This window comes from Priestia sp. SB1 (genome assembly GCF_038898415.1).
In genome coordinates, this window is record NZ_JBBJSS010000001.1 from 728,963 (window position 1) to 742,254 (window position 13,292).

General features: G+C 39.2%; 11 protein-coding genes, 1 other RNA gene and 1 other annotated feature. Of the genes, 2 read left to right on the forward strand and 10 right to left on the reverse strand.

What is annotated here, in order from left to right; genetic code table 11:
• Nucleotides 1-110: 110 nt before the first annotated feature.
• The gene (locus WKH56_RS03810) at nt 111-1,388 is read left to right on the forward strand and encodes a replication-associated recombination protein A (protein ID WP_275210696.1); all 1,278 of its coding nucleotides are present in this window, start codon (nt 111-113) and stop codon (nt 1,386-1,388) included.
• Between the two features lie 46 nt (nt 1,389-1,434).
• On the opposite strand, the gene pstA is transcribed toward WKH56_RS03810, so the two are convergent.
• From pstA to WKH56_RS03850, 8 genes are all read right to left on the reverse strand, one after another.
• Nucleotides 1,435-2,364 (reverse strand): phosphate ABC transporter permease PstA, encoded by a 930-nt coding sequence (gene pstA / locus WKH56_RS03815; RefSeq protein WP_025750576.1) that lies wholly within the window; start codon nt 2,362-2,364, stop codon nt 1,435-1,437.
• Entirely contained in the window at nt 2,361-3,248 is an 888-nt protein-coding gene (pstC, locus tag WKH56_RS03820) for a phosphate ABC transporter permease subunit PstC (RefSeq protein WP_342834723.1), read from the reverse strand. The genes pstA and pstC overlap by 4 nt, the downstream gene beginning before the upstream one ends.
• Nucleotides 3,249-3,372: 124 nt before the next feature.
• Nucleotides 3,373-4,257 (reverse strand): phosphate ABC transporter substrate-binding protein PstS family protein, encoded by an 885-nt coding sequence (locus tag WKH56_RS03825; protein WP_033579664.1) that lies wholly within the window; start codon nt 4,255-4,257, stop codon nt 3,373-3,375.
• 422 nt (nt 4,258-4,679) lie between these two features.
• Nucleotides 4,680-5,444, reverse strand: a complete 765-nt coding sequence (locus WKH56_RS03830) for a tRNA threonylcarbamoyladenosine dehydratase (RefSeq protein WP_028411687.1) — start codon at nt 5,442-5,444, stop codon at nt 4,680-4,682.
• A gap of 162 nt (nt 5,445-5,606) precedes the next feature.
• A non-coding RNA gene (gene ssrS, locus WKH56_RS03835) (6S RNA) lies at nt 5,607-5,788 on the reverse strand.
• Between the two features lie 119 nt (nt 5,789-5,907).
• Nucleotides 5,908-7,686, reverse strand: coding sequence for an aspartate--tRNA ligase (gene aspS, locus WKH56_RS03840; protein ID WP_013059303.1), 1,779 nt, complete (start codon nt 7,684-7,686; stop codon nt 5,908-5,910).
• A gap of 12 nt (nt 7,687-7,698) precedes the next feature.
• Nucleotides 7,699-8,967 (reverse strand): histidine--tRNA ligase, encoded by a 1,269-nt coding sequence (gene hisS / locus WKH56_RS03845; RefSeq protein ID WP_275210695.1) that lies wholly within the window; start codon nt 8,965-8,967, stop codon nt 7,699-7,701.
• A 68-nt stretch (nt 8,968-9,035) separates the two neighbouring features.
• Nucleotides 9,036-9,268: a binding site (T-box leader), on the reverse strand.
• 87 nt (nt 9,269-9,355) lie between these two features.
• On the reverse strand, nt 9,356-9,532 hold the full coding sequence (locus WKH56_RS03850) for a hypothetical protein (protein WP_013059305.1): 177 nt from the start codon (nt 9,530-9,532) through the stop codon (nt 9,356-9,358).
• 148 nt (nt 9,533-9,680) lie between these two features.
• Between WKH56_RS03850 and WKH56_RS03855 the strand changes: the two genes are divergently transcribed.
• Nucleotides 9,681-10,583, forward strand: coding sequence for an N-acetylmuramoyl-L-alanine amidase family protein (locus tag WKH56_RS03855; protein WP_033579662.1), 903 nt, complete (start codon nt 9,681-9,683; stop codon nt 10,581-10,583).
• Here WKH56_RS03855 and dtd read toward each other — a convergent pair.
• Both dtd and WKH56_RS03865 read right to left on the reverse strand, forming a co-directional pair.
• Complete coding sequence (gene dtd, locus WKH56_RS03860; protein ID WP_310884108.1) at nt 10,574-11,035, reverse strand: D-aminoacyl-tRNA deacylase; 462 nt, start codon at nt 11,033-11,035, stop codon at nt 10,574-10,576. The genes WKH56_RS03855 and dtd overlap by 10 nt on opposite strands.
• 15 nt (nt 11,036-11,050) lie before the next feature.
• Complete coding sequence (locus WKH56_RS03865) at nt 11,051-13,249, reverse strand: RelA/SpoT family protein (RefSeq protein ID WP_013059308.1); 2,199 nt, start codon at nt 13,247-13,249, stop codon at nt 11,051-11,053.
• Nucleotides 13,250-13,292: the final 43 nt, after the last annotated feature.

The following is a 13,292-nucleotide window of genomic DNA, read 5'->3' on the forward strand; positions in this document are numbered from 1 at the left end:
GTTTCTTGCAAATGTAACTGTTGATATTATAACATACTATGCCTATAAGATAAATTTCCACCACCTATTCACCTCTTGTGATACAGTGAAAGAAAAGAAAGGAGAAAAACATGTCTACAAAACCTCTCGCATTTCGAATGCGTCCGACTCATTTAGATGACGTTATCGGGCAGCAGCATTTAGTTGGCAAAGATAAAATGATTTATCGAATGGTAAAAGCAAATCACTTAAGCTCGATGATTTTATATGGGCCTCCAGGCGTCGGGAAAACAACAATTGCGACAGCTATTGCAAAAACAACCAACACGGCGTTTCGTCAGTTAAATGCCGTTATAAACAATAAAAAAGATATGGAAATTGTCGCCGAAGAGGCCAAAATGTCAGGCAAAGTAATTCTTCTGCTAGATGAAGTTCATCGCCTTGACAAAGCCAAGCAAGACTTTTTGCTTCCTTATTTAGAAAACGGCATGATCATTCTAATCGGAGCGACAACAAGCAATCCTTATCACGCGATTAATCCTGCTATTCGAAGCAGATGCCAAATCTTCGAATTAAAATCTCTTACGCCAGATGATATCAAAATGGCGCTAACAAGAGCACTCAACGACTCATCCAATGGATTTGGGGATAGAAAAATTGTCGTAGAAGATGACGCCATGAACCACTTTGCCAACAGCTGTAACGGTGACGTGCGCTCGGCTTTGAATGCTCTGGAACTAGCTGTTTTATCAACAAGTGAAAGCGATGGTAAAATCGTTATTACCTTACAAACGGCAGAAGAATGTCTGCAGCAAAAGTATTTTTCACATGATAAAAATGGTGACGCTCACTATGATGTATTATCGGCTTTTCAAAAATCGATTCGCGGGAGCGACGTAAATGCCGCTCTTCATTATTTGGGACGGCTAATTGAAGCAGGAGACTTGATCAGCATCAATCGTCGCCTTTTAGTCATTGCCTATGAAGACATTGGACTAGCTGATCCGGATGCCGGCATGAGGACACTAGCAGCTATTCAAGCAACTGAGAGATTAGGACTTCCAGAAGCACGCATCCCGCTTGCAAACGCCGTTATTGAGCTTTGCCTATCACCGAAGTCCAACGCTGCTTACAAAGCATTAGATGAAGCGATAAGTGATATTAAAAAAGGGTTGTCCGGCGACGTTCCCATTCATTTGAAGGATGCTCATTACAAAGGAGCAGAGAACCTTGGACGAGGCGTTGAATATCAATACCCGCATGATTTTGATAACGGATGGGTCCTTCAACAGTATTTACCGGATCGCATCAAAAACAAACAATATTTTCATCCTAAACAAAATGGACAAGAAAAATACTTTTCAAAAGTTTTCAATCGTTTAGAGACATTAAAAAAAGAAAATGGCTGAAACTGTTGCTCAGTTTCAAAGCCATTTTCTTTTTTGTCTTTATCTATTAAGCTGCACTTTTAACGTCTTTTCGTTTTTTCGTTTTTGTTGAACCTTTAAAGTAGCTGTCTAAAAGTTTTGCTACTAAACGAGCGATGATATTAAACAATAGAACCATAATGATTAGAATAGCAGCTGACTTTGTTGCAATCAATCTCGCATCAGGTACAATTCCTTCAGAGTTTAATTTCCAAATGTGGACGGCAAGCGTCTCCGCTGGTCGAAAAATATTAAACGGGTTTACAGGACTCGTTAAGTCGGCATTTGAATTTAACATCGGCGTCGTTAAGCCAGCTGTATAAATCAGCGCAGCTGCCTCTCCAAAGATTCGTCCCGCTGTTAAAATAACGCCCGTGATAATTTGTTGAATCGCTGATGGAATCACTACTTTGACAATTGTTTGCCATTTAGTCGCACCCAAGCCTAAACTCGCTTCTTTTACACTCGCAGGAACAGATGCAATCGCACTTTCACATACGCGCGTTAAACCCGGTAAATTTAAAATTGTAATCACAAGTGCTCCGCCGATAAGCGTATAGCCCCAGCCTGAAAATGTGACGAAAATTAATAATCCAAATAAACCAACTACAATGGACGGTAATGACGCCATTGTCTCAATACATAAGCGGACGAAATTTAGGAAACGACCTTGCTTCGCGTACTCCGCTAAGTAAATTCCGGCTCCTAAACCAAGAGGAATAGAAATGATCAGCGTTAAAACAAGCATGTAAAACGAGTTAAACAGCTGCGGTCCAATACCACCACCTGCCATCGTATTGCTTGGCTTTCCAAATAAAAAGTTCGGATCCCAAAATCCCCAGCCCTTGGCGATAATTTCAACAACTAAATACACTAATAGCGCCACAACTAGAGCGGCAATGCCATAAAAAATACCTGTCCATATATTATTTACTGTGCGTGCATTTTTGTTTCTCATTGATGAGCACCTCGTTTCCCAATTGCTCGGATAATTAAAATGAACACGAAAGAAATAAGCAGTAAAATCATGGCTAACGTCCACAATGCGTTATTCCATGCCGTTCCGTTTAACGTATTAGACATATCCATTGTTAAAATACCTGTTAATGTTGCCGTTGGGCTGTATAAGCTTTCAGGAAGCTTAACCGTATTTCCGATAACCATTTGCACAGCTAGCGCTTCTCCGAATGCACGGGCAAGCCCTAACACGATACCTGTTAAAATACCTGTTTTAGCAGATGGAATAATAACTCGGCTAATTGCCTGCCATCTTGTTGAACCTAGTCCATAAGAAGCTTCTAAATATTCAAGTGCTACGCTTCGAATTGCATCGTCAGCAATACTTGCAATTGTCGGAAGAATCATGACGCTTAAGACAATAATTCCGGCAATCAAACTAAAGCCCACTCCGCCGAAGTTATCGCGAAGAAGCGGCACTAAAATGGTAACCCCTAAAAGGCCGTATACCACTGAAGGAACTCCGACTAAAAGCTCTAAAACCGGTCGTAAAACCGTTGACCCAAATTTAGGCGAAATATAGTTGTTAAAAATGGCAATAGCAATTCCAATTGGAGCACTTATAATAACGGCTCCGATTGATACAAGCATTGAACCCAGAATAAACACAAGTGCCCCGTATTCTTTATTGTTTGGGCTCCATTTTGTTGAAGTCAACATTTCACCGATTGATATATTACTTTGTAAAAATGACTGTATGCCTTTTTCACAAATAAATACGATAATAGCTAACGTAACAAGTACAATTAAAATACCGCAAAATGTAGAAAGCGTACGGCCAATGTATTCGCTTTTTACATAATTAATGGATTTTTTCCCCTTCATCGCTCTGTCTCCTTACATATTCAGTATATATTCGCTTTTCTTTTTATTTGCTATATACTTTATTAACATTCAAATAGAATAAGACTGACTGTGTTAGTCAGCCCTATTCTTTTTAAAAACACTTTTATTTTTTGAATTCAGTCATTGGGATATAGCCCATATCTTCTACTTGCTTAGCAAAGTCTTTACCAGATACATAATCAATGTACTCTTTTGCACCATCTTTTGGCTCACCGTTTGTAATCATGTACTCATAAGACCAGAACGGATATTTTTTAGAAACAATATTTTCTGTTGTTGGCTCCACACCATCAATATTAAGCATTTTTAAACTTTCTTTTTTATCGCCAATTAAATACGACATAGCAAGGTAACTTACTGCTCCTGGAGTTGAGTTTACTGATTGCTCAACCGCTCCGTTTGAATCTTGAGCTGTACCAACGCTGTCATTTACTTTTGCGTCACCCATTAATGTTTTCTCAAATGTAGCACGTGTACCAGATGATGCTGGACGGTTGATTACGTTAATTTTTTCGTCGTTTCCGCCAACTTCTTTCCAGTTTTTAATTTCACCAGAGAAAATCTTTTGAATTTGCTCTTTTGTTAACGATTCTACTTTTACATCTTTATTTACAACAAGTGCGAACCCAATGCCCGCTACTTTCGTATCGACAAGTTTATCTGCTTTTGATTTATCTTCGATTTTATCGGCTGCTGGAACGTCAGAGTTTCCAATGTCAACTGCTCCTGATGCTACTTGGTTAACACCAGTTCCACTACCTCCACCTTGTACCGTTACTGAAAGGTTTGGATATTTTTCCGTAATTCCATTCGCTGCTTCTTCTGCAAGTGGTTGTAAAGCTGTAGATCCCGCCGCTGTTAACGTACCTGACACTTCTTCTTTGCTGCCCGAACCACTGTCGTTGCTTGCTCCGTCTTTACCACATGCTGCTAGTGCTCCTACCATTAAAAAAGCTGCTAATGTTACTTTAAAACCCTTTGTTTTCATTACATTACCCTCCAATAAATATATGTGTAATTAGTACTAGTCCTTTGTACTCGAACAACAGGTACAAGACACATTATACGAGTAGATTGTTGTCTTTATATGAAGTGAATTTTAAGTTACTGTAAACTTACTTATTTGGGGTTTATTTTTTCTTATTTCTATCAAAACCCTTGATATATAAGACTTTCTGAATATTACTGTAGAAGATACAACAGAAAGAAAGCCAAAACGTAAATTTTATGTAAATAAAGCGTTAAATAAATTTACATAAATCTCTTTTTTTACTACAGTGTAAATTCACCATCAAGCCATATTTTTCAATTTATTAGTACTTTTTATACATATCAAACAGAAGATTCCATCCAAAGCATAAATAGAACAGATATTTCCATAAAAAAAAGAAGGCTGCGATAGCCTTCTTTTTATTGATCACCTACGCGGCGAATCTTAATATTACTTAATAATTCATTGATAACATGACCGCCCATAATTAATCCCGCTACAGATGGAACAAAAGCATTAGAAGATGGGGGCATTTTCGCTTTTCGAATTTGCGCTTGATCGTTTCCTACTTCTTTGCGAACTTCTTCGCGAATAACGATTGGACGTTCATCAGAAAAAACGACGTTAATTCCTTTGCGAATTCCTTCTTTACGCAGACGAGTACGAACCACTTTTGCAATCGGATCTGTATGCGTCTTTGAAATGTCTGCAATTTTAAAACGTGTTGGATCCATTTTATTCGCAGCACCCATACTTGAAATAATCGGAATATCACGTTTTAAACATTCTTTCATTAAATGAATTTTATACGAAATCGTATCGGATGCATCCACTACAAAGTCCGGTTTGTAACTAAAGAACTCTTCATACGTTTCTTCCGTATAAAACATTTGAAGAGAAACGACGTCACAGTCTGGGTTAATATCCAAAATACGCTGTTTCATTAATTCTGTCTTGGGCTGACCTACCGTCGAAAGCAGCGCATGAATTTGACGATTTACGTTTGTAATATCAACATCGTCTTTATCTACAAGAATTAAACGACCTACTCCTGACCGAGCCAAAGCCTCAGCAGAAAACGACCCTACTCCTCCTATCCCTAAAATAGCAACCGTGCTGCCTTTTAAAGTAGCTAACCCTTCTTTTCCTATCGCCAGTTCATTACGCGAAAACTGATGCAACATGTTAAAACACTCCTCTATTAAATACACCAACGTGTATGATTAATTCAAATAAACAACGAAATTGACTATACCATATTTTTAGCAAAACGAACATGAGCATTCGTTATTTCTCCATAAAAAAACTCTATGCAAATCATTACATAGAGGATTTCTTATATGTATGCTAGTCCCGATCGTGCCGTCTCGAGTGCCTTCGTTTTGAACCCGCTCTCGGCAGGTGGGTGCTCTGCTTTAACCATTGTAAGTCCTCGAGATGAGGCATGTACGCTCGTTAAAAACTCCGAGCTCCCAAGCAAAAAATTGTTCGGTCAAAACTGGATTAAGGACGAACACATCAGGACTATTTAGTTCTTGAAAGTATCTTATCACAGAAAAAATCACTTTGCAATTAATAAGTAAAACAAAAAAAATCGAGCCTGTCGTGCTCCAGTGACAGGCTCGATTTAACAGATGGTTTAATCGATTACGCTTCTGTTTTTTGCTTTTTTACCTGCAAATGCAGCTCGTCTAATTGCGCTTCACTTACTTCACCAGGTGCATTTGTTAATAGACAGCTTGCACTTGCTGTTTTAGGGAAGGCAATTGTATCGCGCAAGTTTGTACGTCCTGCTAAAAGCATAACCAAACGGTCAAGACCTAACGCAATTCCGCCGTGAGGAGGAGTACCGTATTCAAATGCTTCAAGTAAGAAACCGAACTGCTCATATGCTTCTTCTAATGTAAATCCAAGCGTTTTAAACATTTTTTCTTGAATATCACGCTCATAAATACGTAAAGATCCTCCGCCAAGTTCGTAACCATTCAACACTAAGTCATATGCTTGTGCACGGACTTGTCCAGGATCGCTTTCTAACATTGGTAAATCTTCACGAACTGGCATTGTGAATGGATGATGAGCCGCGTAGTAACGGTTGTCTTCTTCGTCATGCTCAAGAAGAGGCCAATCTGTTACCCATAGGAAGTTAAATTTCGTTTCATCAATAATCCCTTGTTCTTTTGCAAGCTTTAGACGAAGAGCGCCAAGTGCATCTGCTACAACTGACTTTTTATCAGCTACAAATAAAAGTAAATCTCCTTCTTCCGTTTGAAGAGCTTCAGCAAATTGCTTTTGCTCATCTTCGTTGAAGAATTTTGCAATCGGTCCTTTTAAGCCGTCTGCTTCAACTTTCAGCCATGCTAACCCTTTAGCACCGTAAATTTTCACGAACTCTGTTAAAGCATCGATATCTTTACGTGAATAGCTAGAAGCGGCACCTTTTACGTTAATCGCTTTTACTTCTCCGCCGTTTTCAACTGCTGCGCTAAATACTTTAAACCCGCAGTCTTTCACAAGCTCTGATAAGTTGACTAGCTCCATTTCAAAACGTGTATCCGGCTTATCTGAACCATAGCGGCTCATCGCTTCATCATATGACATGCGCGGGAAAGGCGTCGTTACATCTAAATCTTTTACGCGCTTCATTACTTTAGACATCATTTCTTCCGTCATTGTCATGATGTCCTCTTGAGATAAAAATGATGTTTCAATATCGATTTGAGTAAATTCAGGCTGACGATCTGCACGCAAGTCCTCATCGCGGAAACAGCGAGCAATTTGATAATAGCGCTCAACTCCGCTTACCATTAACAGTTGCTTAAAGATTTGCGGTGATTGAGGAAGAGCATAAAACTCACCTTCGTGTACGCGGCTCGGCACAAGATAATCACGTGCACCTTCTGGCGTGCTTTTTGTTAAAATAGGTGTTTCAACATCTAAAAAGTCATTTTGATCTAAGAAGTCGCGAATTGTTTTTGTAATGTCATTGCGCATTTTAAGCGTGTTAAACATTTCAGAACGTCGAAGATCTAAATAACGATATTTTAATCGAACATCTTCTGATACTTCCGTTTGATCCGCAATGGCAAAAGGAGGTGTTTTGGCTTTATTCAACACCGTAATTTGCTCAGCGTGAACTTCAATTTTACCTGTTTTTAAGTTCGGGTTAACGGTTCCCTCTTCACGAGCTACAACAGTTCCCTGCACTTCCAGTACGAATTCATTACGTACATCTTCAGCAATTTTTAGCGCTTCAGCAGATTTTTCAGGATTAAATACAACTTGCACAACTCCGCCGCGGTCGCGTAAATCAATAAAAATTAATCCGCCTAAATCACGGCGCTTTTGAACCCATCCTTTTAATAGAACTGTTTCGCCAGTTGCTTGTTCTGTTACATCTCCACAGTAGTATGAACGTTTTGTCATCATGGTTCCCCCTTATACTTGTTCCTGCAAATAGCTAACCAATTGATCAATTGATACTTCTTGCTGTTCGCCAGATTCCATATTCTTTACGTTTACAACTTGTTTTGCTAGCTCATCTTCACCTAGAACAACAACAAATTTTGCTTGTACACGATCGGCTGCTTTGAACTGAGCTTTCATTTTTTTATCTTGATAATCTTTATCTGCTACAAAACCTGCACGTCGAAGCGTATTTACAATTGAAACAGATTTTTCTTTCGCCTCATCGCCCATTGTCACTACATAGCAATCTACGCCAGTTTCTACCGGAAGCTCAATTCCTTCTGCTTCCAATGCAGATAATAAACGTTCAATGCTTAAAGCGAATCCGATACCTGGTGTTTCAGGTCCGCCGATTTCTTGAATCAGCCCATTATAACGGCCTCCGCCGCAAAGAGTTGTAATGGCGCCAAATCCTTCTGCTTCACTCATTAGTTCAAATGCTGTGTGATTATAATAATCTAACCCGCGTACTAGCGTCGGATCTACAACATAGTCAATGTCTAAATCGGTTAAGTACTGCTGTACTTTTTCAAAATATTCTTTTGAATAGTCGTTTAAATAATCAAGAATAGACGGCGCTGTAGCCATCAGTTCATGGTCACGATCTTTTTTACAATCTAAAATACGAAGAGGATTTTTCTCCAATCGGCTTTGACAGTCGCTGCAAAACTCTCCGATGCGAGGTGCAAAGTGATCGATAAGTGCTTGACGGTGAGCTTGACGACTTTCTGTATCTCCTAAACTGTTAACAACCAGCTTTAATTTTTTTAATCCAATCGATTGGTAAAAGCTCATTAACAGGGCAAGAACTTCAGCGTCGATAGCTGGATCATTTACCCCTAATGCTTCTACGCCAAACTGAACGAATTGACGGAAACGTCCCGCTTGAGGTCGTTCATAACGAAACATAGGACCGATATAAAACAGCTTTGTTGGCTGCGTTGGATTTCCAAACATTTTATTTGAAACAAATGATCGTCCAACTGCAGCTGTTCCTTCTGGACGAAGTGTTAAGCTGCGGTCGCCTCGATCCTTAAATGTGTACATTTCTTTTTGCACGATATCCGTTGTTTCTCCCACTCCGCGCAAAAATAATTCAGTGTGTTCAAACATTGGTGTACGAATTTCTTGATAGTTGAACGCACGGCAGATTTCTCTTGCTCGCTGTTCAACAAACTGCCAATATTCTACTTTGCCCGGTAAAATATCTTGTGTGCCTCTAGGTATTTGAACTGACATAACGTGATATGCCTCCTATATTTAAAATTTACAATACAAAAAAACTCTCGCCTCTACTATTTTTCCATAGTAGGGACGAGAGTTAATCTCACGTGGTACCACCCTAATTGAAACATATGACATGTTTCCACTCATTTCGTTAACGCACGAACACGTTCATCTCCTACTAAGTTTCCCTTTTCAGAGTGAAGCCTCCTGAGTGTTCTTTCATAAAGTCATCATGTAGAAATGCTTTCAGCCTAAGACATTTCCTCTCTAGCCATGTGTCATCTTTACTACTTTTCTCGATCTTTGGCTTATCAATATAAAAATGTTATACATTCATTTTAATTTAGCAATTGCTTTCTATATTACGAATGAAATGAGCAGTTGTCAAGCACCTTTCATGTTAAGAGCGGTCTAATTGTTTTCTTAGTTTCTGAATATCTCGAAGCGTTAAACCAAATTCAGAAGCCAATTCAAGGGATGAGGCTTCACTTTCTCTATCAATAAAATCATGAAAATGAATGCCAAATACCGGATTTACCTGCTGAAATGATTGTTCACCTTTTTCACTAAACTTCATCGTTTCTTCCTCCCTGCCTACACTTACTTATCCTTTTATTAGCATTGCCCAAAAAAGATGTTTTTACATAAGAGAAAGGATTTTTTTTCTTTTCATCGAATACTCTATTTTGTTATAAAAAGGAGGTCTATCTATTCGCCATCTTAACATGAAGTCTGTATCTGTTTTGGCTGCAAGTATCCTTTTGTTACTGTGCTCTTCCTCATTTGAGCGCCCAAATGTACCAGTGCATCAACCCATTGTTGTAACAGCTGACTCTCTTCATGTACGCAGCGGTCCAGGACGTTCATTTTCAATTACAAATAAATTGACGAAGAATACAAGACTATCCGTTTCAGACCGTCAAGGAGATTGGTATTATGTAGAAAGCTCGGGTATTCAAGGCTGGGTGTTTAAAAAATTCACGAAAACCGTAGCGCTCCGCAGCGTTCAGCCTAGCATGCAAGTAGCGCAGCGCCAGCCTGTTTATACGCTGAGTAAAAGCTTGCAGCACCTAAAGGGCAAAACCATTATTATTGATGCAGGCCATGGAGGAAAAGACAAAGGAGCCATCGGCACACAGGGCACATATGAAAAAGATCTCACTCTCCGAACAGCGCTGATTTTACAAAACAAACTTCAAAAAGAAGGCGCACACGTCATTTTAACCCGCACCCGTGATGAGTACGTTCTGCTTTCACAGCGCACGCTGCAATCGACTAAAGCAGATGCTTTTATAAGCGTTCACTACAACAGTACGAACAGCTCACAGCTAACTGGCCTTATGACGTATTATTATCATCAGCATCAGGACAGTCCACTCACACATTCTATTCATCAGTCACTCATTGAACATGCAAAATTGAAAGACAAAGGAGAACGATTTGGAAACTATTATGTTCTTCGCGAAAATACACGTCCGAGTACATTAATTGAACTGGGCTTTTTAAGCAACGAACGGGAAGAAACGTATATTAATTCCATCAGTTATCAGCAAATGATTACATCCGCTATCGCTGAAGGATTAAATCACTACTTTCAAAGCAAAGAAAAAACGCAGACTCATCTTTGAGCCTGCGTTTTTTCTTTGCTTTCTACAATAAGTGTGACCGGTCCGTCATTCGTAAATGATACGTCCATCATTTCGCCAAATGCGCCGGTTTCTACTCGAATATTTTTTCCTGATAATACTTTATTAAAATAGTTGTAAATCGTTACAGCATGATCTGGCCTAGCAGCTTCCATAAAGTTTGGTCTTCTGCCTTTTCGGCAATCTCCGTAAAGCGTAAATTGAGATACCGATAAAATTTCTCCTTCTACATCTAGAAGCGACAAATTCATTTTGCCAGACTCATCTTCAAACACTCGCAAATTTACAATTTTGTCTGCTACATACTCTGCATCGGCTTCAGTATCCTCGTGGGTAATACCGACTAAAAGCATATATCCGTGCTCAATCTCGCCGACCGTCTCGCCTGCAACAGTTACTTTTGCATTCTTTGCTCTTTGTACGACTACTCTCATGTATAACGACCTTTCTTAATGCATAATTCGGCGAACTGAATAAATGTCTCGAAGCTGCTTAATGCGCTCGACCACTTTATGAAGATGACTGATGTTATGAATAGAAATTGACATATGAATCGTAGCCATTTTGTTTCGGTCCGATTTTCCTGAAACGGCTGAAATATTCGTTTTAGTCTCGTTTACAACCTGCAGAACTTCATTTAGTAAGCCTCGACGGTCGTAGCCCGAAATTTCAATTTCCACATTAAACTCTTTGCCTTCTTTAATATGTGTTTCCCACTCTACAGGAATAAGACGGCTTTCAGCATCATCTGTGTGAACGTTTAAACAATCTGCTCTATGAACAGATACTCCCCGCCCCTTTGTAATAAAACCAACAATCTCATCTCCGGGAACTGGATTACAGCATTTAGACAAGCGAATCAGCATGTTCTCTACACCCGGTACGATAACACCGGAATCTTTTCGTTTATGCTGGCGAACACGTTTAGCCGCAGTGTCGCGTGCAATGTCATCAATTTGGATCTCTTGTTCTTGATCGCGCTGCTTTCTCCACTTCTCGGTTAAACGATTAGCTACTTGAGCCGCAGTTAATCCGTTATATCCAATAGCTGCATACATATCATCTTCATTTGAGAAATTAAACTTCTCAGCTACTCGTTTGATATTATCAGCTGTTAATACTTCTTTTAAGTCAAACTCCATTTGACGAATTTCTTTTTCAACCAGCTCTTTGCCTTTTTCAATATTTTCATCGCGGCTTTGCTTTTTAAAGAATTGGCGAATTTTATTTTTGGCTTGAGACGTTTGAGCAAGCTTTAACCAGTCCTTGCTTGGACCATATGAATGCTTAGACGTCAAAATTTCGATAATGTCCCCCGTTTTCAAACGGTAATCAAGCGTAACCATCTTGCCGTTGACTTTTGCTCCAATGGTTTTATTTCCGATTTCAGAATGAATACGATAGGAAAAATCAATTGGAACAGAACCCGAAGGAAGCTCAATGACGTCGCCTTTTGGCGTAAAAATATAAACCATGTCAGAAAACAAATCAACTTTTAGAGATTCCATAAACTCTTCCGCATCGTTTGCATCATTTTGAAATTCTAAAATTTCTCTAAACCACGTTAACTTCTCTTCAAATGAAGCATGCTCAGCTGTTTTTCCCTCTTTGTAAGCCCAGTGAGCAGCAATTCCATACTCAGCAATTTGGTGCATGTCAAATGTTCGAATTTGAACTTCTAACGGATCACCTTTTGGTCCGATAACCGTCGTATGAAGAGACTGGTACATATTTTGTTTTGGCATCGCAATATAATCTTTGAAACGTCCTGGCATTGGTTTCCAGCACGTGTGAATAATCCCTAACACCGCATAGCAGTCTTTAATGCTATTTACAATAATGCGCACAGCTAGTAAATCGTAAATTTCATTAAACTGCTTGTTTTGCAGTGCCATTTTACGATAAATGGAATAAATATGTTTTGGACGTCCTGAAATTTCAACTTTAATCGACACTTCATCTACTTGCTCACGAACTTCATCAATAACTTCAGCCAAATATTGCTCGCGTTCCGCACGCTTTTTCTTCATCAAATTGACAATGCGATAATATTGCTGAGGATTTAAGTAACGTAAAGCTGTATCTTCAAGCTCCCACTTAATTTTTGAAATACCAAGACGATGAGCAAGAGGAGCAAAAATTTCAAGCGTTTCATTTGAAATGCGTCGCTGCTTTTCCTGCGGTAAATGCTTCAGCGTACGCATGTTATGAAGACGATCCGCAAGTTTAATCAGTATGACTCGAATATCTTGAGCCATTGCCACAAACATCTTGCGGTGATTTTCAGCCTGCTGCTCTTCTTTAGACTTATATTTAATTTTCCCAAGTTTCGTTACGCCGTCTACTAGCATTGCTACTTCTTCGTTAAAAGCTTTTTCTAAATCCTTTAGTGTTATCTCTGTATCTTCGACCACATCATGTAGAAATCCAGCTGCAATTGTTGCTGGATCCATATCTAGATCAACTAAAATTCCTGCGACTTGAATCGGGTGGATAATATATGGTTCACCCGACTTGCGATATTGTTCTTTGTGAGCTTCTTTTGCAAAATCATATGCTTTTTGTACAAAAGCCACGTCTTCTTCATTTAAATATCGCTTCGTATTGTCAATGACCTGTTCCGCTGTTAGGACTTGCTCATTTGCCATGAAATCACCTTTTATCAACTAGCATTTTTAATTCATATTGTAA

Bases quoted from the DNA above. Each gene is read 5' to 3' on its own strand.
- pstA (WP_025750576.1), bottom strand. From the start codon at position 2,364: ATGAGAAACAAAAATGCACGCACAGTAAATAATATATGGACAGGTATT.
- WKH56_RS03810 (WP_275210696.1), top strand. From the start codon at position 111: ATGTCTACAAAACCTCTCGCATTTCGAATGCGTCCGACTCATTTAGAT.
- pstC (WP_342834723.1), bottom strand. From the start codon at position 3,248: ATGAAGGGGAAAAAATCCATTAATTATGTAAAAAGCGAATACATTGGC.
- dtd (WP_310884108.1), bottom strand. From the start codon at position 11,035: ATGAGAGTAGTCGTACAAAGAGCAAAGAATGCAAAAGTAACTGTTGCA.
- WKH56_RS03825 (WP_033579664.1), bottom strand. From the start codon at position 4,257: ATGAAAACAAAGGGTTTTAAAGTAACATTAGCAGCTTTTTTAATGGTA.
- WKH56_RS03865 (WP_013059308.1), bottom strand. From the start codon at position 13,249: ATGGCAAATGAGCAAGTCCTAACAGCGGAACAGGTCATTGACAATACG.
- hisS (WP_275210695.1), bottom strand. From the start codon at position 8,967: ATGTCAGTTCAAATACCTAGAGGCACACAAGATATTTTACCGGGCAAA.
- WKH56_RS03850 (WP_013059305.1), bottom strand. From the start codon at position 9,532: ATGAAGTTTAGTGAAAAAGGTGAACAATCATTTCAGCAGGTAAATCCG.
- WKH56_RS03855 (WP_033579662.1), top strand. From the start codon at position 9,681: ATGAAGTCTGTATCTGTTTTGGCTGCAAGTATCCTTTTGTTACTGTGC.
- aspS (WP_013059303.1), bottom strand. From the start codon at position 7,686: ATGACAAAACGTTCATACTACTGTGGAGATGTAACAGAACAAGCAACT.
- WKH56_RS03830 (WP_028411687.1), bottom strand. From the start codon at position 5,444: ATGTTGCATCAGTTTTCGCGTAATGAACTGGCGATAGGAAAAGAAGGG.